We start from the raw sequence: 23,392 nt of genomic DNA on the forward strand, positions 1-23,392 counted from the left end.
CGGGCGGCGGCGCGGCGGGCACGGCCGCGGGCGGCGCGCCGGCGGGCGGCGGCGTGCGTTCGCGGCGGCGGTGGCGGAGTTCGGCGAACTGGGACAGGACGCCGTCGGGGTGCCAGGCCAGGACCACCCCGCCGAGCCCGAACAGGATCATCCCGACGTGCTGGGAGTCGGTGACGTCGTCCAGCACCTCGGGGAACAGGGCCATGACCAGCCCGCCGAGCACGGCGCCGCCGACGCGCCGCACGCCCTGCAGCACCACGACGGCCAGCCACACGAACCCGGTCAGCGCGGGCAGGTCGGTGGCGGTGATCTGGCCGTTGAACGTGGCGTACAGCACGCCGCCCAGCCCCGCGACGGCGGACGCCAGCGCGAACAGCGTGATCTTGGCGCGGGTGGCGGAGATGCCGACGGACAGCGCGGCGGCCGGCGCCGACCGCACCGCCAGGATGGCCCGGCCGGACGCCGAGCGCTCCAGGTTGCGCACCAGCAGCGCGACCGCGCCGATGAGCAGGAGCGGCACGACGACGCGGGTGCGGGGGTCGTTGGTGTCGGTGATCCCGAAGGAGACGGCGGGCAGCCTCCAGCCGACGGTGCCGTTGCTGAACGCGTCGATCTGGAACAGCACCTGGTCGGCGAGCAGCGCCAGCGCGAGGGTGGCCAGGGCGAGGACGCGGCCGCCCAGGCGCAGGGCGGGCAGGGCGACGAGCACGCCCGCGGCGACGGCGGCCAGCACGCCGAGCAGCACGGCCGCGGGGAACGGCAGCCCCTTGCCGAAGGCCAGTCCCGCCGTCAGGGCGGCCAGCGCCGCGAACGACGCCTGCGCCAGGTTGACCATGCCGCCGAGGCCGGTGACCACGACGAACGAGCAGAAGATCAACGCCAGCACCAGGCCCTGCGCGACGAGCCCCACCCAGTAGTCGCCGCCGATCGTGAACGTCCACAGCAGCAGCGCCGCGACCGCCGCGCCCCACGGCAGGACGCGCCGCCAGCGCGGCAGGCCGGCCAGGTGGTCGGGCGGCGGGGCGTCCTCGGCGATGGAGCCGGCCAGGCGCTCCCGGGAACGCCCCAGCACCAGCAGCCCGGCGAACAGCAGGATCGCGGGGACGGCCGTGCGGAAGCCGGTGACCTTCTCGGCGAAGTCGGCGTATCCGGCGACGAGGTTCTGCACCACGCCCAGCCCGAGCCCCGCGGCGAACGTGACGGGGATGGACTGCAGCCGTCCGAACACCGCGGCGGTGGCCGAGGCGAACAGCAGCACCGTGAAGGCGTTGGAGTCCAGGCCGAGCGCGGGCACCGCGAGCACCCCGGCGAGCCCGGCCAGCGCCGAGCCGAGCATCCACGCCTGGGCGGAGGCGGCGCCCGCGTCCACGCCGCGCAGCTCGGCCAGGCGGCGCCGGTCGACGGTGGCGCGCATCCGCAGGCCGAGCGGGGTGTGCCGCATGACCGCCCACAGCGCGGCGGCGGCCAGCGCCGACAGCGCGAACGTGGTGAGCTGGTCGGAGTCGACGGTCAGCCCGCCGAACGGGTGCCAGGTGCGCACCGGGCGCGGGCCGAGGCCGCGCGCGGCGGCGCCCTCGGTGACCCGGGGCAGGTCGGCGCCGAACGTGCCGACCAGCACGTCCACCGTCCACAGGCCCAGGGCGGGCAGCGCGATCGCCAGGCCGATGGTGGCGACGATCTGCGCGGTCTCCCCGGCCGACGCCAGGCCGCGGAACATCAGCCGGTGCAGCGCGTACCCGAGCAGGGGCGCCGCGACCAGCACGGTCGCCGGCCCGGCCGCCCACACCGGCCAGCCGAGCCCGGCGGTCAGCTCGAAGAACAGCAGCGCGGCCAGGAACCCGACGGCCCCGTGCGCGAAGTTGAACACGCCGGTGGCCGAGTAGGACAGGGTCAGCCCGGACGCCATGAGCGCGAACACCGCGCCGGTCACCAGGCCGCTGAGGACGTAGCCGACGAGTTCGCTCACCCGTCACCTCCGGGGTGCGCGGCGGGGAGTGGTCACAGGGCGGTGTTGGCGAAGCAGCGCAGGTGCTGGGCGACGGTGAACCTGCCGTCCCGCAGCCGGACCAGGGCGCCGCAGCCGTTGGGCTCGGTCTTGCCGGACGGGAACCGCACCCGGCCGAAGCCCCCGTTGTCGTAGGAGAAGTTCTCGGCGGCCTTGAAGAACGACTCGCGGGTGAGGTCGCGGCCCGCCTTCTCCAGCATCTTCAGGAACACCTCGGCGCTCCAGTAGCCGGTGGCGACGTGCTGGTCGAGCACCGCGTCCGCGCCGCCGGCCCGCCGCACGTCCTCCTTCAGCCGGGCGACTTCGGACGCGGTCGACTCGTAGGGCTCGAACTGCGGCGCCGCGTACACGCCGTCCAGGGCGCGGGCGGTCTGCGGGTCGCGCAGCACGTGCGGGTCGTAGGACGTGGCGTCGGTGATCAGGCCCCGGTAGCCGGCCTTCTTCAGCGCCGCGTACAGCCCGGAGTTGAACTTGCCGCCGGCCATCACCGACACCACCACGTCGGGCGCCTTCCCGCCGGCGCTCTTCATGATCTTGTTGACGTAGGGGGACCAGTCCTGCGGCGGGGACTGGGCGGGCAGCGCGGCCGACGTTCCGGCCAGCGTGAACCCGGCGGCGGTGAACGACTTGGAGATGGTCTGCACGCCGTACTTGCTGGCGGAGGAGTCGGTGGCCTGCACCCACACCGATCTGCCCCGGGCGCCGCCGAGCTGCGCGGCGACCTGGTTGCCCCACCAGGTCTGGGTGCCGTGGCCGGGGCCGGGCGCCAGGCAGCCGTTGAAGCCGAACGCGGTGCGCCTGCCGCACCAGAACGGCCCGGTGGCCCAGCCGAGCCACGGCACGCCCTGCTGCTCCAGGAACTCGGCGCCGCCGAACTGCGGGGCGCTGACCGGGACCAGCGCGAACACCTTCTCCTTCTGGACGAGCCTGCGGGCGGCCGCGGCGCCCTTGTCGGGGGTCATGCCGTCGTCCTCGACGCCGATGAACTCGATCTTGCGGCCGTGCACGCCGCCCTCGGCGTTGGCGCGGGCGAAGCGGGCCTTGGCGCCCAGCTCGGCGCCGCCGGTGGAGTAGCCGGTGGCGCTGGTGACGGTGAGCACGCCGCCGACCTTCACCGTGTCGCCGGTGACGCCGGGCGCGCCGCCGGACCCGGCCGAGGACGCCTCGTTGCTCGTCGCGCAGCCGGTCAGGCAGGTCAGCAGGGTGAGCGCGGCGGCGGGCAGGACGGCGGGCGGGGCCGCGGACGGGGAGCGGAGCGTGGGGCTGGTCTTCATCGCGCCTCCGGGCACGGGTCGGCGTGGACGAGCCGCGGCCGCCGCGCCCCCGCCGCCGGGACGCGGTCCCGGCGCGGCCCCCGACACCGCGAAACGACCTAGCGCTCGCTTGGGCGTGAGCGTAAGTTGGCCGGTCGGAACGTGTCAACGGCGGCTTCGCGCCGCCCGCCGCCGGACCGGGCGCGCCCGGGGCACTCGACCAAGCAAATGCTTGGTGCTAGCGTGCTGCGCGGAGGTGAGCGACGTGGCGAGCACGGTGATGCGCGCGGCGCTGCTGCGGGAGTTCGGCGCCCCGCTGCAGGTCGCCGAGGTCGAGGTGCAGGCCCCCGCGGCGGGCGAGGTGCGGGTCGCGGTGGCCGCGTCCGGCGTCTGCGGCTCCGACCTGAAGGCCCTGGACGGCACGAGCCCGGTGGTGTCGCACCTGCCGTGCGTGCTCGGCCACGAGAGCGCGGGCGTGGTGGAGGAGGTCGGCCCCGGCGTCACCGCGGTCCGGCCCGGCGACCATGTGATCGTCGCGATGAACGGGCCGTGCGGGCGCTGCCGCGAGTGCGCCCGCGGCCGCGCGCACCTGTGCTCGGGGCCCGCCCGGCTGGCCGCGATCACGGGCACGATGCCGGACGGGAGCACCCGCCTGTCGGTGGACGGCCGGCCCGTGCGGCCCTATATCGGCATCGGCGCGTTCGCCGAAAAGGTCGTGGTGGCCGAGGCGATGTGCGTCAAGGTCGCCGAGGACGCGCCGCTCGACCTGCTCGCGCTGACCGCCTGCGGCGTGGTCACCGGCGTGGGCGCGGTGCTCAACACCGCGCGGGTCGAGCCCGGCGCCAGCGTGCTGGTGGCGGGCTGCGGCGGCGTCGGCCTGAACGTGGTGCAGGGCGCCGTGCTGGCCGGGGCCACCACGATCATCGCCGCGGACGTGGTGGACGCCAAGCTCAAGCTGGCCGAGGAGTTCGGCGCCACGCACACGCTGCCCGCCGGGGACCTGCCGCGCCGGGTCGGCGGGATCGTCCGCGGCGGCGTCGACTACGCCTTCGACGTCACCGGCGCGCCGCAGGTGCTGACCGAGGCGTTCGCCGCCACCCGGCCCGGCGGCACCACCGTCATGGTCGGCAGCCCCGCCGCGGACGCCGAGCTGCGCCTGCCCGCCGGGCGGCTGTTCGCGTCCCGGCGGCTGATGGGCACCCAGGGCGGCGACGCCGTGCCCGCCCGCGACCTGCCCCTGCTGGTCGACCTCTACCGGCGCGGCCGCCTGAACCTGGCGGGCCTGGTCAGCGAGCGCGTCCCGCTGGAGGAGATCAACGAGGCGGTCGCGCACGTCCGGTCGGGCGCCGTGGCCCGCTCCGTCGTCGTCTTCGAGTGACTCGAGCGACTCGCCTGCGGTGTCGGCGGGCTCGTATAGATTCCTGCTGACCTCCCGCCGGCGAGAGGAACGACGTGAACGACCAGCCGCCTCCGTACCACTCCCCCTATGGGCAGGCGCCCGGAGCGCCGCCGCCTCCCGGATACACGCCTCCCCCGGGCTACGGCTCGGGTCCCGGGGGCGGATACCCCTACGGCGGGGGGCCGCAGCCGCCGTGGGGGTACGGGTACGGGCCGCCCGGGGTCCCCCCGAACCCGCAGGGCCCGGTCAGGCCGGACGACACCACCTGGGCGCTGATGTGCTACGTGCTCACGATCGCGGTGGGCTTCCTCGCGCCGCTGGTGCTGTATTTCGTCAAGAAGAACGAGTCGCCGTTCGTGCGGCACCACGCCGCGCAGTCGCTCAACGTGCAGCTCACCTACCTGCTGCACATCATCATCGCCCTGGCGGTCGGCGGGGTTTTGGCGGTGGTCTTCCAGCATCCGGCGCCGCTGGTCATCTGCCTCGTGCCGGTGCTGCTGTTCCACATGGTCGCGCAGTGGGTGCTGCTGATCCTGGGCGCCGTGCGCGCCCACCAGGGGGTCGCCAACCGCTTCCCGACGTGGCTGTGCTTCCGGATGGTGCGCTAGCCCGAGCCGGGCGCTAGCGGTCCAGGTAGGCCGCGGCGTAGTCGTCCAGGACGGCCAGCGCGGCGTCGCGGCCCCCGGCGGGGACGCGCAGCACCACCTCGTCGATCCCGAGCGAGGCGTAGTAGTCGAGCTTCTCCGGGGTCGGCAGCGTCCCGAACGGCACGACCCGCGCCATCGCGCGCCCGGCGGCCTCGCACGCGGCGCGCAGGGCGGGCAGCGCCTCGCGCACGCCCGCCCCGCCGATCGGCATCCATCCGTCGCCGTACTCGGCGACGTGCGCGAACAGCGTGGGGCCGGGCGCCCCGCCCAGCAGCACCGGCACGCGGCCGGCGGGCTTGGGCCACGACCAGCAGGGCTCGAACGACACGAACTCGCCGGCGAAGGACGCCTCGTCGCGCGTCCACAGCTCGCGCATGGCCAGCACGTGCTCGCGCACGACGGCCCGGCGGCGCGTCCAGGGCACGCCGTGGTCGGCGGCCTCCTCGGCGTTCCAGCCGTAGCCGACGCCGAGCACGACCCGTCCGCCCGAGATCCGGTCCAGCGTGGCGACGGCCTTGGCGGTGACGATCGGGTCGCGCTGGGCGGGCAGGCACACCCCGGTGCCGAGGGCGATCCGCTCGGTGACGGCAGCGGCGGCGGCCAGCGCGACGAACGGGTCGGGCGTGCGGGCGTACTCCTCGGGCAGCACCTCGTCCCCGGTCGGCGGGGGCGTGCGCCGCGACACCGGGATGTGGGTGTGCTCGGGCAGGTAGAGCGAGGCGAAGCCGCGCTCCTCGGCGGCGCGGGCCAGCTCGTGCGGCGGCACCGTCAGGTCGGTGGCGAACATCGTGATCCCCAGCCGCATCCGCGCGCTCCCCTCCGCATCCCGGTCCCGTCCGCTTCTCCCGGGACCGCGCCACCATCCTAACCAAGCGATTGCTCGGGTAACCGCGATTGATGTAGCGTGCGCTTGTTCGGGAATGTCGGCGACCGCGGTCCGGACGGACCGTTTCGGAGGGGCCATGCCTTTCGCGGAGCTCGGCGAGGTCCGCCTGTTCTACACCGACGACGGGCCGCCCGCCGCCGCAGGCGTCCCGCTGCTGCTGGTGCACGGCCTCGGCGCCGACTCCCACGACTGGGTGCCGCACCTGCCGCGGCTGACCGCCGGGCACCGCGTCATCGCCCCCGACCTGCGCGGCCACGGCTACTCCTCGGCGCCGGAGGCCGGGTACCGGCCGCGCGAGCTGGCCGCCGACCTGGTGCGCCTGCTGGACCGCCTGGAGGTGCCGCGCGTCACCGCGTTCGGGCACTCCCTGGGCGCCCTGGTGGTCAGCGCGCTCGCCGTCGAGCACCCCGGCCGGGTGCGCGCCCTGGTCTGCGTCGACCCCGGCTACGGGCAGCCGCCGGACGTCGCCGCCGCGTTCCCCGCGATGATCGAGGGGCTGCGCGCCGACCCGTACGGCACCGCGCTGGCCAACGACGCCTGGTGCTACACCGCCGCCTCGCCGCCGTGGCTGCGCGAGTGGCACCGCCGCAAGATCCTCGGGACGGCGCCGCACGCCCTGGCCGAGGGGTTCGCCGGGATGTTCTCCGGCGACGACCAGTTCGGCGTGCGCCCCGCCGCCGACGCCTACCTGGCCCGCCGCGCCTGCCCGGTGCTGTCGTGCTGGTCGCACGCCCGGGCCGAGTCCGCCGACTGGGAGCGCGGCCTGTTCAAGCACCCCGCCTCCCGCGCCCTGGTCTGGCCGGGCGGCGGGCACCGGCTGCACGCCGAGCGCCCGGCGGAGTTCCTGCACGTCGCCACCGCCTGGCTGGCCGAACTCGACCGGCTCGACACGCTCGACAAGGAGATGCCCGCGTGAAGTTTGCGATCATGATGAACCCCCAGATCCCCGGATCCGGGTACGCCGCCGAGGAGAACGCCAAGGCCCGGCGGCCAATCGGCCGCGACGTCGAGTCCTACCAGAAGCTGCTGGACGAGGTGCGCGACATCGCCGTGCACGCCGACCAGATCGGGTTCGACGCGCTGATGATGACCGAGCACCACTTCCACTCCGAGGGGTTCGAGTTCTCGGTCAACCCGCTGATGTTCCTGACCGACCTGGCCGCCCGCACCGAGCGGATCCTGCTGGCCCCGCTCGGGCTGGTGCTGCCCGCCTGGGACCCGATCCGCGCCGCCGAGGACGTGGCGCTGCTGGACCACTTCTCCAAGGGCCGGCTGCGCCTGGGCGTGGCGCGCGGCTACCAGAACCGGTGGATGAACGTGCTCGGCCAGCGCTGGCACACCGCCGCGGCCCGCTCCGACGGCTCGGCGTCCGACAACCGCAACTTCGACGTCTTCGGCGAGATCCTGAAGATCATGAAGCTGGCGTGGACGCAGGACTCGCTGCGCTACAAGAGCGACGTGCTGGACTACGAGATCCCGGCGCCCTACAGCGGCATCGAGGGCTGGCCCGCCGCCGAGTGGACCCGCACGTTCGGCGCCCCCGGCGAGATCGACGACGACGGCGTGATCCGGTCGGTGTCGGTGTGCCCGCGCCCCTACCAGAACCCCCACCCGGAGCTGTGGCAGCCGTTCACCATCTCCGACCGGTCGGTCATCCGCTGCGCGCAGGAGGACATCCTGCCGTGGATGTTCACCCCCAACCCCGACGAGCACGCCAAGAAGGCCAGGCTCTACCAGGAGGAGTGCGCCAAGGCCGGACGCGACTACAAGCTCGGCGAGCACACCGGCATCCTCAAGGTCGTCGGCATGGCCGACACCAAGGAGGAGGCCATCGAGATCTACGGCAAGGGCATGCAGAAGGACTTCGCCGCGTTCTTCGGCCCCTTCGGCTACCTGGAGGTGCTGCGCAAGAAGGAGGACGACCGGCACCGGCCCATCTCGCCGGAGAAGGGCGACTTCAAGCGCATGAGCGAGGTGGAGCTGGCGCTGCTGGGCACCCCGGACGACGTCAAGCGCGGCATCCAGCGCATGCTCGACCGCATGCCCGACCTGGAGTGGTTCGGCCTGTTCATGCAGGGCCAGCAGGGCGTGCTGCCGACCGACACGGTCAAGCGCAACCTGGAGATGTTCGCGACCAAGGTCATCCCCGAGTTCCAGGACTGACCTCCCCCCTGCCCGGGCCCCGGCCTCCCGGGGCCCGGGCGGGGAGGCCGCCGTGGAAGGAGACGCGCATGGAGTTCTGGCTCGGCGCCGCGTTCGTCGACGCCCGCGAGTACGTCCCGCTGGCGCAGGCGGCCGACCGGCTCGGGTACGCCGCGGTCGCGGTGTCGGACCACATCTTCTACGCCGACTACCGGTCCCCCTACCCCTACAGCGACACCGGCGCGCCCCCGTACGGGCCCGGCACGCACTGGCCGGACGTGTGGGTGACGATCGGCGCGATGGCCGCCGTCACCGAACGGGTCCGCTTCGCCACCAACGTCTACATCGCCCCCGCCCGCGACCTGTTCACCGTCGCCAAGGCGGTGTCCACGGCCGCGGTCCTGTCGGGCGACCGCGCGATCCTCGGGGTGGGCGTCGGCTGGTGCAAGGACGAGTTCCTGCAGACCGGGCAGGACTTCCACACGCGCGGCAGGCGCCTGGACGAGATGATCCCCGCCCTGCGCACGCTCTGGCGGGGCGGGACGGTCGAGCACCACGGCGCCCACTACGACTTCGGGCCGCTGAGCATCGCGCCCGTCCCCGGCCGCCCCGTCCCGGTCTACATCGGCGGCGACAGCGACGCCGCCCTGCGCCGCGCCGCCCGCCTCGGGGACGGCTGGATCGGCAACCGCGTCTACACCGAGGACCAGCTCGCCGACGTGCTCGCCCGCCTCGCCCGGCACCTGTCCGACCACGGCCGCGCGCTCGACGACCTGGAGGTGATCGCGCCGATCGGCGCCCCGCCGAGCGCCGACCTCTACCGCAGGTGGGCCGACCGCGGCGTCACCGGCACCATGGCCGCGCCATGGTGGCCGGCCACCCCGGAGGAGAAGGCCCGCCACGGCCGCGGCCTCGCGCTCAAGCTCGCCGCCATGGAGCGCTTCGCCGAGGAGGTCATCGCCAAGATGTGATCGCCGAGACGTGCTCAGTCCAGCCGGGCGACCGCGCGGACCGGCGCGCCGTCCCCGTCCAGCCGGATGGGGAACAGCGACACCTCGACGCGCCGCCCCGCCGCCTGCGCCTCCAGCAGCGCGTCGAGGCCGGTGAGGTTCTCGGCGATCACGGCCCCGGCGCCGCACAGCACCCGGTGCACGGCGAGCGAGAACGACTCCTCGCCCGGCGGCGGGGTGCGGTCGACGCTCAGCGCGTCGATGCCGACCGTGCGCACCCCCGCCGCCGCGATCGCCTCGGCCGTCTCCACCGCCGGGTACGGGTGCGCCAGGTACTCCTCGCTCCCCCACCGCGCCGACCACCCGGTCGCGACGAGCAGCACCACGCCCGGCGCCAGGCCGTCCGGCAGCGCCTCGGGCCCGATCGCGGTGCGGGGCGGCAGCCCGCGCGCGTCCATGACCACCGCCGGGCCGGTGAACCGGTCGAGCGGCAGCTCGTCCAGGCGCGGCCAGGCGTCGTCGACGTGGTACGGCGCGTCCACGTGCGTGCCGGACTGCGAGCCCAGGTGCACCCGCTGCACGTTCACCCCGTCCCGCGCCGCCGTCAGCGCCGGGCCGATCTCCACCCGGGGGTCGCCCGGGTACACCGGCATCCCGGTCACGAGGGGCACCGACAGGTCCACCAGCGTCGCCATGCGCCCATCCTCCCAGCGGCCCGGCCCCCGGACGGCGCCCGCACCGGATAGCGTGATCGCGTGTTGCCGCTCGTTACCGCCATCCGATACGTGACGCCCCTGCGCGAGGGCGGATCGCTGCCCGGCGTCGTGGAGGCCGACGACCTCGGGACCTACGTGATGAAGTTCACCGGTGCCGGGCAGGGCCGCAAGGCCCTGGTCGCCGAGGTGATCGCCGGGGAGCTGGGCCGCCGCCTGGGCCTGCGCGTGCCCGACCAGGTGATCATCGATCTGGATCCGGCGATCGGCCGGCACGAACCCGACCCCGACGTGCAGGACCTGCTCAAGGCGTCCACCGGCTGGAACCTCGGCGTCGACTTCCTGCCCGGCTCGCTCGGCTTCGACCCGCTCGGCTGGACGCCCGACGCCGGGTTCGCCTCCCGGGTGCTGTGGTTCGACGCGTTCATCGGCAACGTGGACCGCAGCTGGCGCAACCCCAACATGCTGGTCTGGCACGGCGACGTGTGGCTGATCGACCACGGCGCCAGCCTGTACTTCCACCACGCCTGGGCCAACGCCTCCCGCGTGTTCTCCGGCCCGTACGACGTGGACGACCACGTCCTCACCCCCTACGCGACCGCGCTGGCCGACGCCGAGGCCGAGCTGGCGCCCCGCATCACCGAAGCCCTCCTGCGGGAGGTCCTCGGCCTGGTGCCCGACCGCTGGCTGGACGGCGACCCCCACTTCGACGGCGCGGACGCGGCCCGCGACGCCTACGTCGAGCTGCTGCTCGCCCGCGCCGCCGAGCCCCGCGACTGGCTGCCGGAGCTGGACGTCGCGCACCGCCGGCCCGACACCGGCACGCGCCGCGGCGAGAAGCGCCCGAGCTGGCTGGGCGGGGGTGGCTCCCGGTGAGCACCGTCTTCGAGTACGCCACGCTGCGCGTCGTCCCCCGGGTGGAACGCGGCGAGGCCATGAACGTGGGCGTCGTCGTCTACTGCCGCGCCAAGGACTTCCTGGGCTGCCGCACGCACCTGGACGAACGCCGCCTGCTCGCCCTCGACCCGTCCCTGGACCTGGACGGGGTCCGCAAGGCCCTGCACGCCGTGGACGCCCTGTGCTGCGGCGGCGAACGCGCCGGACAGGCCGCCGGGGAGCCCCCGGGCGGCCGCTTCCGCTGGCTCACCGCCCCGCGCAGCACCATCGTCCAGCCGGGGCCCGTCCACGCCGGCCTCACCGACGACCCGGCCGCCGAGCTGACCCGCCTCCTCGACCTGCTCGTCAGATAGCTCCAGGTCCGGCGCCGGGTCCGCACGCCGCGTCCGGCGCGGGGTCCGCGGCTAGGTCCACTCCCAGCGGATGCCGTGGTAGCCGGCGGCCATGCCGAACTCGATGAAGTGGACGCTGTGGTAGGCGGACAGGCGCAGGTCGGCCGAGTCCTTCAGCGCCGTGCGGGCGTCGGGGCGCCAGGTGCGGTAGCAGCGGGCGGGCAGGGCGGCCGGGTGGAAGCGCACCTCGATGAGGTACTCGTGCTGCGGGGTGCGGAAGCCGCGGCCCTCCTCGGTGACGGGCGGGCCGCCGGCCCCCTCGAAGCCGAACCCGTACTCCAGCAGGTAGGTCTCGCCGCGGCCGAGGGCCCGGTCGAACAGCAGCTCGGCGGCGATCAGGCCGCTGGCGCCGTCCATGCGGACCCGGCCGAAGCGGCAGCCGTGCGCGGTGCGGGAGGTCGGCAGCACGCCGTGCGGGTGGTGGTAGACGGCGATCCACCGGTCGGCGCCGCGCTGCTGGGCCTGGAACACCGCGCGGGTGCGCACCTCGCGCAGCTCCCGGTCGGGGCCGAGGACGTACTGGTCGTGCAAACTGAGCCCGGTGAGCAGGCGTTCGCCGCGCTCGCCGATCTCGTCCACCAGGTCGCGCACGCCCGGCTCGGGGCACAGCGCCTCCACCGGCAGCCAGGGGCCGGCCGACCGTTCGGCGGTCGGCTTCAGCAGGGTGAGCAGGGAGTGGCGGGGCAGGCCGAGGATGACCTCCAGCGCCCGCACCGCGCGCAGCGAGTCGGCGCGTTCGGGGCGGGTGCGGCCGCGCTGCCAGTAGCTGAGGGTGGACAGGCTGACCGCGATGCCCTGCTCCTCCAGCCGCCGCCGCAGGGCCTCCAGGCTGAGCCCGCGGGCCTGGATCGCCGCGTGCAGGGCCACGTTGAACGGGCCGTACCGCAGTACCTGGGCGAGGTCGTCCTCCGTCGTGACGCTCTGCACCGTCATCATCGGCCTCCGGTAGACAGGGCAACGGCCGCGCCCCCTGTGATCGGCCTTGACAACAGCAGTGAAATCCCGCGGGGTAACTGTAAGGCGGGGGCCGGGCTTTTCCAACGGGCAACTTTCCACAAAACAGGGGCCCCGCGAGCCGCCGGAGCGGCTTCGCGGGGCCCGTGTCGGGGTCGGCGCGGCGGGGGCCCGCCGCACGGTGTCCTGCGCCGGACGCGCGGACGCCCGGCGCCGGTGCGCCCCTTACAGGGAGCGCTTGTTCAGCAGCAGGTTCGGGGTGCCCGACACGTTGCCGGTGATGACGCCGGAGGTGGCGTTGCTGACCAGCCAGCTGCGGATGGTGCTGAACGAGGCGTCGCCGTAGGTCGCCTTGTAGAGGGCGGCGGTCCCGGCCACGTGCGGCGTGGCCATCGACGTGCCGCTGATGGTGTTGGTGCCGCCGTTCAGCCAGGCGGAGGTGATGGACGAGCCGGGCGCGTACAGGTGGACGCACGAGCCGTAGTTGCTGTAGGAGGCCCGGGCGTCGGTGCTGGTGCTCGCGGCGACCGTGGTGGCGTTGGCGGCGCTGGCCGGCGAGCGGTTGCAGGCGTTGGTGGTCTCGTTGCCCGCGGCGACGGCCAGGAACACGCCGGAGCTGGCCAGGTTGTTGGCGGCCGTGTTCAGGGAGGAGGAGTAGCCGCCGCCCAGCGACATGTTCGCCACGGCGGGCTTGACGTGGTTGCTGGCCACCCAGTTCATGCCGGCGATGACACCGGAGGTGGTGCCGCTGCCGCTGCAGTTGAGCACGCGCACGCCGCGCAGGTTGACCGCCTTGGCCACGCCGTAGGCGGCGCCGCCGACGGTGCCCGCGACGTGGGTGCCGTGGCCGTTGCAGTCCTGGCCGTTGCCGCCGAGGGCGTCGTAGACGTTGGTGGCGCGGCCGCCGAAGTCGGAGTGCGCGGTGTAGATGCCGGTGTCGATGATGTAGGCGTTCACGCCCGCGCCGGTGGAATTGTAGGTGTAGCTGCGCGACAGCGGCAGGTTCGTCTGGTCGATGCGGTCCAGGCCCCACGACGGCGGGTTGTTCTGCGTGGCGTCCACCGTGATGACGGCGTCCTGCTCGATGGACGCGACACCGGGCGTGGTGCGCAGCTTGGACAGTTGGTCATCGGTGAGCTTGGCGGAGAAGCCGTTCAGCACCTTGCCGAAACGGTGCTGGGTGCGGATTCCGCGCTTGGCGACGGTCGAGTCGACCGAGACGCCCTTCTTCAGCGTCACGATGTACTGTCCGGCGACGCCCTGTCCGGCGGCCGCCATGGCGACCGGGACGGCGGGGGCGGCGGGGGCGGCTCCGGCGGGCAGGGCGCCCGCCACGGCCAGGGGAACGGCGGCGAGGACGGCGATGGGCAGGGTACGTCGTCTCATCGTTTCTCCGTGGGCGGAAGGACAGGGGGACCGATGCGATCCTCGGTTCGCGGCGGGACGTCCGTCAATGTCTTCAACGGCACCCCGAATTTCACATCGGGGCCACTGGATAACGATTGCATCGCGTTCCCGTCAGCGGCGTTTGCCGGGATCTGCGTTTTCGGACGGCACCTTTCGGGTGCGGCGCCGTTTCACGGACCGGTTCGGTCAGTCCCATTCCCATTCGACGCCGAGGACGCCGCGCCGCACCGCCCCCGCGGCGATATGCGCGCTGCCGGACGCGCCGATCCACAGCTCACCGAGCCGTTCCCGGGGCGCGTCGCGGCTCTCCTGAAAGAAACCGTAGCAGCGCGCGGGGATCATTTCCTGGTGAAATTGGACCACCGAAAGATAATCACGCACCGGGCGGGCGAAACGGCGCCGGTAGTCCGCCGCGGGCGGCCCGTCGGCGGGCAGGACGAGCTCGTATTCCACGACGGCGGTGTCCCCCGCCGAAAGGACGCGGTCCAGCACGAGCTCGAACGCCATCAGCCCGCCCTCGGCGCGGATCCGCCCGGCGCGGCAGTAGCGCAGCCCGGTCAGGGTTGCGCGCGGCGCCCCGTCCGCGTCCGCCGCGGGGGCGACGGCGTGCACGCACACGACGCGGTCGGCGTCGTCGCCTCCCGCGCGCAGCACCTCGCGCACCGACAGCGAGCGGGGGCGGCGCGCCGCGTCCAGCCGGTACACGTCGTGGGCGCTGAGGCGTTCGAGCCGGTGGTCGGCCGACCGGTCGAGCTGCCCGACGACGCGCGCGTACAGCTCGGGGTCGGGCCACAGGTCGGCGGCGGCACGCGCGCGGTCCGCGCGGTCGCCCCAGCCCGCCGCACCGCGCCCGGCGGCCGAGCCCGGGCCCGGCGGGTCGTCCAGCAGGCCGGTGAGCGTCCCGGCCGGCACCTGCAGGATCTCCTCCAGCGCCGCCACGACGGGACGGGACCGGGGTCGGCTGCGCCCGCGCTGCCAGTAGCTCAGCGTCGCCACGCTGACCGACACCCCGCGGCAGGCGAGGCGGTGGCGGATGCGCTCCAGGGTCAGGCCGCTGCCCCGGATGGCCTGCCGCAACGCGCCGGCGAACTCCACGGCCGGATGCTAGCGGCCGGTGCGTCCGGTCAGAAAAGAATCGACATGAACGTGTCGACCTCCACAAAACCGACACGCCGGTACGCGGCGCGCGCCCGCGCATTGTAGTCGTTGACGTACAGCGACACGGTCGGCGCGACGGTGCGCAGGCACTCCTCCACCAGCGCCGCCATGCCGCCCACCGACAGGCCGCGCCCGCGCAGGTCGGGCGGCACCCACACGCCCTGCACCTGGCACACGTGCGGGGTGACGGCGCCCACCTCGGCCTTGAACATGACCCGGCCGTCCTCGATGCGGGCGAACGCGCGGCCCGCCCGGATCAGCTCGGCGACCCGCGCGCGGTAGAGCACCCCGCCGTCCCCGGCGTGCGGGGAGACGCCCACCTCCTCGGTGAACATCGCCACGCAGGCGGGGTAGACGATGTCGAAGTCCTCCATGCGCACCCGCCGCACGTGCGGGTCGGCGGGCACGGGCGGCATCGTGGAGGTGGACATCACCGGCTGGACGGAGCGGATCGCCCGGGGCGGCCCCCAGTACGGTTCGAGGATCTCCCACATCTCGCCGACCGCGTCGATCGGGCCGACGATGGACGAGCAGCGGCGGCCCTGGGCGCGGGCGCGTTCGGCGAACGCCCGCACCGCGGCGGAGTCGGCGTTGACGGGGATGAGGTTGGCGCCCGAGTAGCACAGCGCGGTCGGGCGTCCGTCCCTCAGGTAGCCCCACATCTGCGCGCCGAGCCGGGCGGGGTCGAGCCCGGAGGCGTGCACGCGGGAACTGACGAAGACGTTGGCGACCGGGTCGGCGTCGAGAATGGCCAGCACCTCGTCGCGGTGGCGGTCGTCGAGGACCCGCACCGGCAGCGACCCCAGCATGCGCATGGCGTTACCGGCCCCCTGAGGGCAGTGGCCACCACGGATGGGCCACGTTCGTCAGCACCACGTGACAAGCCTATGACGTTCACCGCGCCGCCGCCGCAACAGGCTCCCCCTCCGCGGCCTCCGCCGCGGGGCCGGTGCGGCGGTCCCGCCGCCCGGTGCCGGCCTTGGGCGGCGGCGGAGCCGAGCACGCCAGGTCCGTGCCCTTGCGCTGCGGCGGCAGGGCGCCGGTGGCGAGGTAGGCGGCCACGGCCCGGTCCACGCAGCGGTCCCCGCCGAAGGTGACGCCGTGGTTCCCTCCGCGGACCTGCGTGATCAGCCGGGAGCGCGGGAACAGCCGGTGCGTCTCCACCGCGCCGGGGTACGGGGTGGCGGCGTCCCGGGTGCCGGCGACCAGCAGGATCGGGGGCAGACCGCGCCGGTTTCGGACGGCGGGTTTCGGTCCCCCCGGCACCCGCCAGAAGGCGCACGGAGCGTTGTACCAGGTGTTACTCCAAGTCTCGAAACGGTAACCCTTGCGGTACAGCCGCCAGGCGTCGTCGTGCCAGCGGGCCCAGTCGCGGGGCCACGCCGCGTCGCGGCACTCCACCGCGTTGTAGACGGTGTAGTTGTTCTGGTCCAGCCAGGTCGGCCTGTGGTAGAGCCTGCCCAGCGGCTTGGGGTCGCGCCGCACGAGGTAGGCCGACAGAGCGCGCGCGTGCGACGGCCAGGTGCGGTCGTTGTAGCCGTCGTTGAGGAACACGTCGTCCAGTTCGGACGGTCCGAGGCGGCCGTTGACGGGTTTGCGGGTGACCGCCCTGTGCACCTTGGCGTAGGAGCGGGCCACGGCCTGGCGGGTGCGCCCGAGCCGGTACGTCCGGTGGTTGCGGGCGATCCACGCGAAGTAGGACCGGATGCGGTGCTCGAACACGACGTTCTGGTACAGGTTGCTGGGGTACCACACGGCGCTCGGCCGGATCACGCTGTCGAGCACCATGCGCCGCACCCGGTGCGGATACATCGTCGCGTACACCGAGCCCAGGTACGTGCCGTACGAGTAGGCGAAGTAGGTGACCTTCTTCTGGCGCAGGGCGGCGCGGACGTAGTCGATGTCGCGGGCCGAGTCCACCGTGCGCATGTACGGCAGCATCCAGCCGTACCGGCGGGCGCAGTCGTCGGCGAAGCGGCGGGCCCGGTTCTTCCAGGCGCGCTCCTCGGCGGCGCTGCGCGGCACGTAGGGGGCGCGGGGCCGTCCCGGGTCCTGGTAGGAGCGGTCGCAGACGAGCGCGGGCTTGCTGCCGCCCACGCCGCGCGGGTCCAGGCCGATCCAGTCGTACTGCGCGGCGACCTTCTTGTCGAGGTTGCCGGTGACGAAGCGCGGCAGGTCGCGGGCGTGCGCACCGGGCCCGCCCCGGTTGAGCAGCACCACGCCCCGGTAGGTGCGGGCGGTGTGCCGGATCCGGGACAGCGCGAGCCTGATCTTCCTGCCGCGGGGCCGGGAGTGGTCGAGCGGGACGGCCAGCGTGGCGCACTCCATGCCGCGCAGCGCGGCCTTCTCGACCGGGTCGTTGGCCGGGCAGGGGCGCCAGGACAGGCGCGGCGGCCGGACGGTGGAGGCGGCCGCGGGAAGCGGCGCGAGCATGGTGAGGGCGAGGGCCGCGGCCGTCGCCGCGGCGGCGGCGCCCTTGCCGCTCCCGCCGACCGGCGCCCCGCCAGCAGAGAAGACAGTGAGCACCCTTCGTTGTCTACCGCGCGGACGCGCCCCTGTCCGGGAGCGCCGGATCAGCGCGATTCCGCGCGATACTCCGGCAAAGCCGACGCCCGCGGACCGGCGGTGCGGTCCGCGGGCGTCGCCGCGAGGTCCGGCCGGGACCGGTCCGGGGTCAGGGACGGCCGATCAGCACGTCCTTGCCCTTGGCCGCCGTCGCGGCCTTGAGCTGGTACGGGTTCGGGTCGTTCAGCCTGGGGTCGGCCTGGCAGGTGACGTCCGCGCCCCGGCCCGGCTTGCGGGCGGGCAGCGTCCCCGCGTTCAGGTACGCCGCGACCCGGTCGTCCAGGCAGGCGTTGCCGTTGAGGGTGTTGGAGTGCGTCTTGCCGCCCTCCTCGGCGATGAGCCGCGCGGTGGGGAACAGCTTGCGCATCTGCTCGCCGCCCGGGTACGGGGTGGCCGCGTCCAGCGTGGACTGCACCAGCAGGAACGGGGGCACCTTCGCGCTCTTGTCGCCGACCTTGAACGCGCGTCCGCTCTCGGCGGGCCAGAAGTGGATCGGCGCGTTGAACCAGGTGTTGGACCAGGAGTTGAAGCGGATGCCCTTGCGGTACTGGCGGACGGCGTCGTTGTGCCAGGTCTTCCACTTGGGCGGCCAGGGGGCGTCCACGGCCTGCACGGCGTTGTAGACGGCGAACCCGTTGTCGCCGCCGCCTTCGCTGACCCAGTCCAGCAGCGGCCCGGCGTCCTTGTTCACCGCCCACGCCGACAGCGCCTCGGCGAAGTAGGTGTAGTACACCGTGTTGTACCCCGCGCTGAGCACGATGTCGTCAAGCTCGGACGGGCCGACCTTGCCGCCGATCGGGGACTTCTTGGCCTCGGCCCGGATCCGGTAGTACGTCGCCTCGACCTCCTCGGCGGTCGCGCCGAGGTGGTAGAGCGAGTCGTACTTGGCCGTCCAGGCCCACCAGAGCTTCATGTTGCGCTCGAAGGCCTCGTTCTGCTTGAGCTGGGACTCGTACCAGACGTTGCGGACGTCGACGTTGCCGTCCCACACCATCCGCTTGACGTTGCGGGGGAACAGCGTCGCGTACGTCGCGCCCAGGTAGGTGCCGTAGGAGAAGCCGTAGTAGCTGATCTTCTCCACGCCCAGCGCCCTGCGGATCGCGTCGATGTCGCGGGCCGAGTCGGTGGTGCGCATGTGCGGCAGCATCCAGCCGTACTTCTCACCGCACGCCTCGGCGTACTTCTTCGACCGCGCCAGCCAGGCCCGCTCCTGCTCGGCGTCGGCCGGCACGTAGTCGGGCCGCACCGGGTCGGAGTAGTCCGGCACGCAGCTCAGCGCCGGCTTGCTGGACTCCACGCCGCGCGGGTCGAACCCGATGATGTCGTACTTGGCGGCGACCTCCGGGGGCAGCCACGCGGCCATCCCGCCCGCCAGGTACAGCCCGGCGCCGCCGGGACCGCCCGGGTTGGCCAGCAGGACGCCCTGGTAGTTCGCCGTGTCGGTGGCCTTCACCCGGGACACCGCGATTGAGATCTTGCGGCCGTTCGGCCTGGCGTGGTCGAGCGGCACCTGCAGCTGGGCGCACTCGGCGTCGCGCAGGTACGCGCCGCCGGTCACGTCGGTGGGGCACGGGCCCCACGTCAGGCTGCCGGCGGGGCGCGCGGCCGCCGGAGAGGCCGGGGACGCCGTTGCGGCGCCGGCGGCGGCCGCGGTGCCGCCGATGCCGAGCGCCGCGGCGGACATGATCACTACGAGCCTTCTCAACGAACCCCCTCGGGACGGGCCGGTCGGCAGAGCAGGGCCCCGTTCCGGCGCGGGGAACGGGGCCCTGAGGCTTTCAGCGGATCAGCGCATGGTCGTCGGCGGCGGGGGCATGCGCCGCCGTGAGCGGTACGAGTCTCCGCACGGATCCTCCCTCGGTCCGCGCGGGCTCCCGGCGGAGCCCGCCGAGCGGAACAACGGAGAAATCTTGACGATGCAGACACCTGCGGCGGGAGAGCCGACGGCGAGTGATGCACAATCGTGACAAAGCCCGAAAACTCCGCAAACCGCCGTCTGCTGCGGGGCACGCGCGTCCGCGGCCGAGGCGCGGGAGTGCGTCGGGCGCGAAAACCGCACCGGGTGCGAGGTCTGCGTCGGGCGCGCGGAGCCGGGCAGGCGGCCCGGGGCGGAGTGGGGCGGCGGCCCGGCGGCGAGGTGCCCGGGCCGCCCGGAGGGGGTGGGCGCGGGCGCGTGGGGCGCCCGCGCGGGCGTCAGTGGACGGTCACCTGCGGAGCGGCGACGGAGCCGTCCTCGTCGATGTCCACGCCCATCTTCTCGGCGAGCCGCACGGCCTCCTCGAGCAGGGTCTCGACGATCTGCGACTCGGGGACGGTCTTGATGACCTCGCCCTTGACGAAGATCTGGCCCTTGCCGTTGCCGGAGGCCACGCCGAGGTCGGCCTCGCGGGCCTCGCCGGGGCCGTTCACCACGCAGCCCATGACGGCCACGCGCAGCGGGACGGGGAAGTCCTTCAGACCGGCGGTGACCTCTTCGGCGAGCTTGTAGACGTCCACCTGGGCGCGGCCGCAGGACGGGCAGGAGACGATCTCCAGGCCGCGCTCGCGCAGGCCGAGCGCCTCCAGGATGGCGGTGCCGACCTTGACCTCCTCGACCGGAGGCGCCGACAGCGACACGCGGATGGTGTCGCCGATGCCCTGCGACAGCAGGGCGCCGAAGGCGACCGCGGACTTGACGGTGCCCTGGAAGGCGGGCCCGGCCTCGGTGACGCCCAGGTGCAGGGGGTAGTCGCAGCGCTCGGCCAGCAGGCGGTACGCCTCGACCATCACCACGGGGTCGTTGTGCTTGACCGAGATCTTGATGTCGCGGAAGTCGTGCTCCTCGAACAGCGAGCACTCCCACAGCGCCGACTCCACCAGGGCCTCGGGCGTGGCCTTGCCGTACTTGGCCAGCAGCCGCTTGTCGAGGGAGCCGGCGTTGACGCCGATGCGGATCGGCACCCCGGCGTCCTTGGCCGCCCGGGCGATCTCGCCGACCCTGTCGTCGAACTTCTTGATGTTGCCGGGGTTGACGCGGACCGCGGCGCAGCCCGCCTCGATGGCGGCGAACACGTACTTGGGCTGGAAGTGGATGTCGGCGATGACCGGGATGGCGGACTTGCGGGCGATGGCGGGCAGCGCGTCGGCGTCGTCCTGCGACGGCACCGCGACCCGCACGATCTGGCAGCCGGCCGCGGTCAGCTCGGCGATCTGCTGCAGCGTGGCGTTGACGTCGGCGGTCACGGTCGTGGTCATCGACTGGACCGACACCGGCGCGTCGCCGCCGACCGGCACGTTCCCCACCATGATCTGCCGCGATCTGCGGCGCGGAGCCAGCCGGCGCGGTTCGTCGCCGCGGACCGTCGGAATACCGAGTGAAACGCTCATCCCTCTCCTTTACCTCGCCCTCCTACCCTAGGCGGCACGGGCGGATGGATAAGGCTCGACCGGGTGACGAATGCCCGGTGCGCGGTGATGTCATGACCGATCCGATACTTTGGGTGACCGTTTGCGGACGTTCCGCGTCACCGCAGGGGCGGCAGGGGCCCGGGCCGACGCCGGCGGCGAGGAGCGGCCGTCAGCCCTCGCGTGCGGTCAGCTCGCGCGCCCTCGCCCGCGCCCAGGCGTCGGCGGCCAGCACGTCGTCCAGCGTGAGCCGGCCCTGCGCTCCGCCCGCGTCGTGCTCCTCCACCACCCGCGCGACGGTGTCGACGATGCCGAGGAACGGCAGGCGGCCCGCGCGGAACGCCTCCACGCACTCCTCGTTGGCCGCGTTGTAGACGGCCGGGGCGGTGCCGCCGCGCTCCCCCACGTGGCGGGCCAGCGCCACGGCGGGGAACGCCTCGTCGTCGAGGGGGAACAGCTCCCAGGTGTGGGCGCGACTCCAGTCGAGGGCGGGGGCGGCGTCCGGGACGCGGTCGGGCCAGTTCAGGCCGAGCGCGATGGGCAGGCGCATGTCGGGCGGGCCGGCCTGGGCCAGCGTCGAGCCGTCGGTGAACTCCACCATCGAGTGGATCACCGACTGCGGGTGCACCATGACCTCGATGCGGTCCATCGGGACGTCGAACAGCAGGTGCGCCTCGATGACCTCCAGGCCCTTGTTGACCAGGGTGGCGGAGTTGATCGTGACGACCGGGCCCATGTCCCAGGTGGGGTGGTTCAGCGCCTGCTCGGGGGTGACGTCGGTCAGCTCGGCGCGGGAGCGGCCGCGGAACGGCCCGCCGCTGGCGGTCAGCACCAGCCGGCGGACCTCGGCGGCGCGGCCGCCGCGCAGGCACTGGGCGAGCGCGGAGTGCTCGGAGTCGACCGGGACGATCTGCCCGGGCCGGGCGCGCTCGGCGACCAGCGGGCCGCCGACGATCAGCGACTCCTTGTTGGCCAGCGCGAGGGTGCGGCCGGCGTCCAGCGCGGCCAGGGTGGAGGACAGGCCGAGCGCGCCGGTCACCCCGTTGAGCACCACGTCGCACGGCCACGCGGCCACCTCGGCGACGGCCTCCGGGCCCGCCACGATCTTGGGGATGGCGTAGTCGCCGGCGGCGTAGCCGTGCCGCTTGGCCTCGGCGTAGAACGCCAGCTGCAGGTCCTGGGCGGCGGAGGCGCGGGCCACCGCGACGACCTCGGGCCGGAACTCCAGGGCCTGCCGGGCCAGCAGGTCGACGCGGCCGCCGCCGGCGGCCAGCCCGGTCACCCGGAAGCGGCCGGGGTTGCGTCGGATCACGTCCAGGGCCTGCGTGCCGATGGAGCCGGTGGAGCCGAGCACGACGACGTCGCGCGCGCCGGAGGCGCCCCGGGCGGGCCCGTCGGCCGGGGCGGGGGCGGCGTTCGAGTCTGCGGTCACCCGTCCATTGTCGGCCATCGGCGGACGGCCCCGTGCGCGGCCGCCGGCATCCCCGGCCTGAAATGCGGTGACGCCCAAAAGTACCGAACCACCTCCCGGCATTTGTGAAGTTATGCCACTAGTCGGACATTGAGGGCGAAACTACCGTCCGCTCACAGGCGTACACCTCTCTCCCGATCCTTTTATCCCCGTCTCCCCCCGATCTCCGGAGACCACATGAAACGCCTTCTGCGCAACGCGGCCGTGGCCGCGGTGGGCGGCGCCGCACTGGTCCCTCTGCTGACCGTCCCTGCGAACGCGTCCGCCCCCGATGCTCCCCTGCGGCCGGCCTCCCCCGGCCCGGTGACCCGGATGCAGGCGCCCGACGACTCTGAACAGCAGCGCGTGCTGCGGTTCTGGACGACCGAGCGCATGCGGTCGGCCGTCCCCATGGAGAAGCTGTTCAAGCCCAAGTACAAGAGAACCTGGGATCAGGTGCGACGGGGGCTGGCCAGGGTGCTGCCGCCCTCCGCCTTCTCCATCCCCAACACCGGCAGCCCCTGGAGCGGGGGCGGCAAGGTGACGCACACGGCGGGACGGGTGTTCTTCACCTATCAGGGCCGGACCGCCTCGTGCTCCGGGGACGCGGTGACCAGCGACAACAAGAGCACCGTCATCACCGCCGGGCACTGCGTCAAGCTGGACGGGGCCTGGCACGCCAACTGGGTGTTCGTGCCGGGCTACGACAACGGCGCCCGCCCCTACGGCACGTGGACCGCCGGCAAGACGCTCGCCACCCCCCAGTGGACGGCCAGCGAGGACCTCAACTACGACGTCGGCGCGGCCGTGGTGAACGAGCTGGACGGCCGCAAGCTCGTCGACGTCGTGGGCGGCCAGGGCATCGCGTTCAACCAGCCGCGCAGGCAGGACATGTACGCCTTCGGCTACCCGGCGGCCGACCCCTACGACGGGTCGGAGCTGATCTACTGCAGCGGCCGGTCGATCGACGACTTCCTGCTGACCGACGACCACGGTCTGGCCTGCGACATGACCGGCGGGTCCAGCGGCGGGCCGTGGTTCATCAGCTTCGACGAGTCCACCGGAACCGGCATCCAGAACTCGGTCAACAGCTTCAAGTACAACTTCCTACCGACCCACATGTTCGGCCCGTACTTCGGCACGGACGTGGAGAACCTCTACGAGGCGGCGCAGTCCTCCTAGGGCTCCCG

General features: G+C 73.6%; 20 protein-coding genes. 8 read left to right on the forward strand and 12 right to left on the reverse strand.

Features of this window, described 5'->3' with window-relative positions; translation table 11 throughout:
* Positions 1–1,966, reverse strand: a 1,966-nt coding sequence (locus tag ABD879_RS11920; RefSeq protein WP_345020525.1) for an ABC transporter permease, incomplete at its 3' end; no start/stop codon positions are given.
* A 32-nt stretch (positions 1,967–1,998) separates the two neighbouring features.
* Positions 1,999–3,279 carry an ABC transporter substrate-binding protein gene (locus tag ABD879_RS11925; RefSeq protein WP_345020526.1) on the reverse strand — a complete coding sequence of 427 codons (1,281 nt, stop codon included), beginning with the start codon at positions 3,277–3,279 and terminating at the stop codon, positions 1,999–2,001.
* 259 nt (positions 3,280–3,538) lie between these two features.
* Here ABD879_RS11925 and ABD879_RS11930 point away from each other — a divergent pair, with 259 nt between their 5' ends.
* Positions 3,539–4,636, forward strand: a complete 1,098-nt coding sequence (locus ABD879_RS11930) for an alcohol dehydrogenase catalytic domain-containing protein (RefSeq protein ID WP_345020653.1) — start codon at positions 3,539–3,541, stop codon at positions 4,634–4,636.
* A 74-nt stretch (positions 4,637–4,710) separates the two neighbouring features.
* Positions 4,711–5,265: a DUF4870 domain-containing protein gene (locus ABD879_RS11935; RefSeq protein ID WP_345020528.1), complete on the forward strand. Its 555-nt coding sequence runs from the start codon at positions 4,711–4,713 to the stop codon at positions 5,263–5,265.
* Between the two features lie 13 nt (positions 5,266–5,278).
* On the opposite strand, the gene ABD879_RS11940 is transcribed toward ABD879_RS11935, so the two are convergent.
* Positions 5,279–6,109, reverse strand: coding sequence for an LLM class F420-dependent oxidoreductase (locus tag ABD879_RS11940; protein ID WP_345020530.1), 831 nt, complete (start codon positions 6,107–6,109; stop codon positions 5,279–5,281).
* 157 nt (positions 6,110–6,266) lie between these two features.
* Here ABD879_RS11940 and ABD879_RS11945 point away from each other — a divergent pair, with 157 nt between their 5' ends.
* From ABD879_RS11945 to ABD879_RS11955, 3 genes are all read left to right on the forward strand, one after another.
* Positions 6,267–7,106 carry an alpha/beta fold hydrolase gene (locus tag ABD879_RS11945; protein ID WP_345020532.1) on the forward strand — a complete coding sequence of 280 codons (840 nt, stop codon included), beginning with the start codon at positions 6,267–6,269 and terminating at the stop codon, positions 7,104–7,106.
* Positions 7,103–8,353, forward strand: a complete 1,251-nt coding sequence (locus ABD879_RS11950; RefSeq protein WP_345020534.1) for an LLM class flavin-dependent oxidoreductase — start codon at positions 7,103–7,105, stop codon at positions 8,351–8,353. The genes ABD879_RS11945 and ABD879_RS11950 overlap by 4 nt, the downstream gene beginning before the upstream one ends.
* Positions 8,354–8,421: 68 nt before the next feature.
* Positions 8,422–9,303: a TIGR03619 family F420-dependent LLM class oxidoreductase gene (locus ABD879_RS11955; protein ID WP_345020537.1), complete on the forward strand. Its 882-nt coding sequence runs from the start codon at positions 8,422–8,424 to the stop codon at positions 9,301–9,303.
* 14 nt (positions 9,304–9,317) lie between these two features.
* On the opposite strand, the gene ABD879_RS11960 is transcribed toward ABD879_RS11955, so the two are convergent.
* Positions 9,318–9,977 (reverse strand): cyclase family protein, encoded by a 660-nt coding sequence (locus ABD879_RS11960; protein ID WP_345020539.1) that lies wholly within the window; start codon positions 9,975–9,977, stop codon positions 9,318–9,320.
* Positions 9,978–10,037: 60 nt separating this feature from the next.
* Here ABD879_RS11960 and ABD879_RS11965 point away from each other — a divergent pair, with 60 nt between their 5' ends.
* Positions 10,038–10,871 carry a HipA family kinase gene (locus tag ABD879_RS11965; protein WP_345020541.1) on the forward strand — a complete coding sequence of 278 codons (834 nt, stop codon included), beginning with the start codon at positions 10,038–10,040 and terminating at the stop codon, positions 10,869–10,871.
* Positions 10,868–11,245 carry a DUF3037 domain-containing protein gene (locus ABD879_RS11970; protein WP_345020543.1) on the forward strand — a complete coding sequence of 126 codons (378 nt, stop codon included), beginning with the start codon at positions 10,868–10,870 and terminating at the stop codon, positions 11,243–11,245. The genes ABD879_RS11965 and ABD879_RS11970 overlap by 4 nt, the downstream gene beginning before the upstream one ends.
* 51 nt (positions 11,246–11,296) lie before the next feature.
* On the opposite strand, the gene ABD879_RS11975 is transcribed toward ABD879_RS11970, so the two are convergent.
* The 8 genes from ABD879_RS11975 to dxr form a co-directional block, all read right to left on the reverse strand.
* On the reverse strand, positions 11,297–12,220 hold the full coding sequence (locus ABD879_RS11975; RefSeq protein WP_345020545.1) for a hypothetical protein: 924 nt from the start codon (positions 12,218–12,220) through the stop codon (positions 11,297–11,299).
* A gap of 243 nt (positions 12,221–12,463) precedes the next feature.
* Positions 12,464–13,624, reverse strand: a complete 1,161-nt coding sequence (locus ABD879_RS11980; protein WP_345020548.1) for a S8 family peptidase — start codon at positions 13,622–13,624, stop codon at positions 12,464–12,466.
* A 207-nt stretch (positions 13,625–13,831) separates the two neighbouring features.
* Entirely contained in the window at positions 13,832–14,740 is a 909-nt protein-coding gene (locus ABD879_RS11985; RefSeq protein WP_345020550.1) for a hypothetical protein, read from the reverse strand.
* Between the two features lie 29 nt (positions 14,741–14,769).
* Positions 14,770–15,612 (reverse strand): GNAT family N-acetyltransferase, encoded by an 843-nt coding sequence (locus ABD879_RS11990; RefSeq protein WP_345020552.1) that lies wholly within the window; start codon positions 15,610–15,612, stop codon positions 14,770–14,772.
* 85 nt (positions 15,613–15,697) lie between these two features.
* A complete protein-coding gene (locus tag ABD879_RS11995; RefSeq protein ID WP_345020555.1) occupies positions 15,698–17,329 on the reverse strand; it encodes an alpha/beta hydrolase in 1,632 nt (543 codons plus the stop codon).
* 148 nt (positions 17,330–17,477) lie between these two features.
* A complete protein-coding gene (locus ABD879_RS12000; protein ID WP_345020559.1) occupies positions 17,478–19,073 on the reverse strand; it encodes an alpha/beta hydrolase in 1,596 nt (531 codons plus the stop codon).
* 488 nt (positions 19,074–19,561) lie between these two features.
* A complete protein-coding gene (gene ispG, locus ABD879_RS12005; protein WP_345020562.1) occupies positions 19,562–20,734 on the reverse strand; it encodes a flavodoxin-dependent (E)-4-hydroxy-3-methylbut-2-enyl-diphosphate synthase in 1,173 nt (390 codons plus the stop codon).
* 190 nt (positions 20,735–20,924) lie between these two features.
* Complete coding sequence (gene dxr / locus ABD879_RS12010) at positions 20,925–22,202, reverse strand: 1-deoxy-D-xylulose-5-phosphate reductoisomerase (RefSeq protein WP_378272127.1); 1,278 nt, start codon at positions 22,200–22,202, stop codon at positions 20,925–20,927.
* A 198-nt stretch (positions 22,203–22,400) separates the two neighbouring features.
* Between dxr and ABD879_RS12015 the strand changes: the two genes are divergently transcribed.
* On the forward strand, positions 22,401–23,384 hold the full coding sequence (locus ABD879_RS12015) for a trypsin-like serine peptidase (protein ID WP_345020569.1): 984 nt from the start codon (positions 22,401–22,403) through the stop codon (positions 23,382–23,384).
* The last annotated feature ends 8 nt before the right edge of the window (positions 23,385–23,392 follow it).

Source organism: Actinomadura keratinilytica, assembly GCF_039539665.1.
In the GTDB taxonomy this organism is placed as follows: domain Bacteria; phylum Actinomycetota; class Actinomycetes; order Streptosporangiales; family Streptosporangiaceae; genus Spirillospora; species Spirillospora keratinilytica.

What these genes read in the sequence shown, in the direction of transcription:
- ABD879_RS11925 (WP_345020526.1), bottom strand. Translation starts at nt 3,279, where the DNA reads ATGAAGACCAGCCCCACGCTCCGCTCCCCGTCCGCGGCCCCGCCCGCC.
- ABD879_RS11930 (WP_345020653.1), top strand. Translation starts at nt 3,539, where the DNA reads ATGCGCGCGGCGCTGCTGCGGGAGTTCGGCGCCCCGCTGCAGGTCGCC.
- ABD879_RS11940 (WP_345020530.1), bottom strand. Translation starts at nt 6,109, where the DNA reads ATGCGGCTGGGGATCACGATGTTCGCCACCGACCTGACGGTGCCGCCG.
- ABD879_RS11945 (WP_345020532.1), top strand. Translation starts at nt 6,267, where the DNA reads ATGCCTTTCGCGGAGCTCGGCGAGGTCCGCCTGTTCTACACCGACGAC.
- ABD879_RS11955 (WP_345020537.1), top strand. Translation starts at nt 8,422, where the DNA reads ATGGAGTTCTGGCTCGGCGCCGCGTTCGTCGACGCCCGCGAGTACGTC.
- ABD879_RS11960 (WP_345020539.1), bottom strand. Translation starts at nt 9,977, where the DNA reads ATGGCGACGCTGGTGGACCTGTCGGTGCCCCTCGTGACCGGGATGCCG.
- ABD879_RS11975 (WP_345020545.1), bottom strand. Translation starts at nt 12,220, where the DNA reads ATGATGACGGTGCAGAGCGTCACGACGGAGGACGACCTCGCCCAGGTA.
- ABD879_RS11980 (WP_345020548.1), bottom strand. Translation starts at nt 13,624, where the DNA reads ATGAGACGACGTACCCTGCCCATCGCCGTCCTCGCCGCCGTTCCCCTG.
- ABD879_RS11990 (WP_345020552.1), bottom strand. Translation starts at nt 15,612, where the DNA reads ATGCTGGGGTCGCTGCCGGTGCGGGTCCTCGACGACCGCCACCGCGAC.
- ispG (WP_345020562.1), bottom strand. Translation starts at nt 20,734, where the DNA reads ATGAGCGTTTCACTCGGTATTCCGACGGTCCGCGGCGACGAACCGCGC.
- dxr (WP_378272127.1), bottom strand. Translation starts at nt 22,202, where the DNA reads ATGGCCGACAATGGACGGGTGACCGCAGACTCGAACGCCGCCCCCGCC.
- ABD879_RS12015 (WP_345020569.1), top strand. Translation starts at nt 22,401, where the DNA reads ATGAAACGCCTTCTGCGCAACGCGGCCGTGGCCGCGGTGGGCGGCGCC.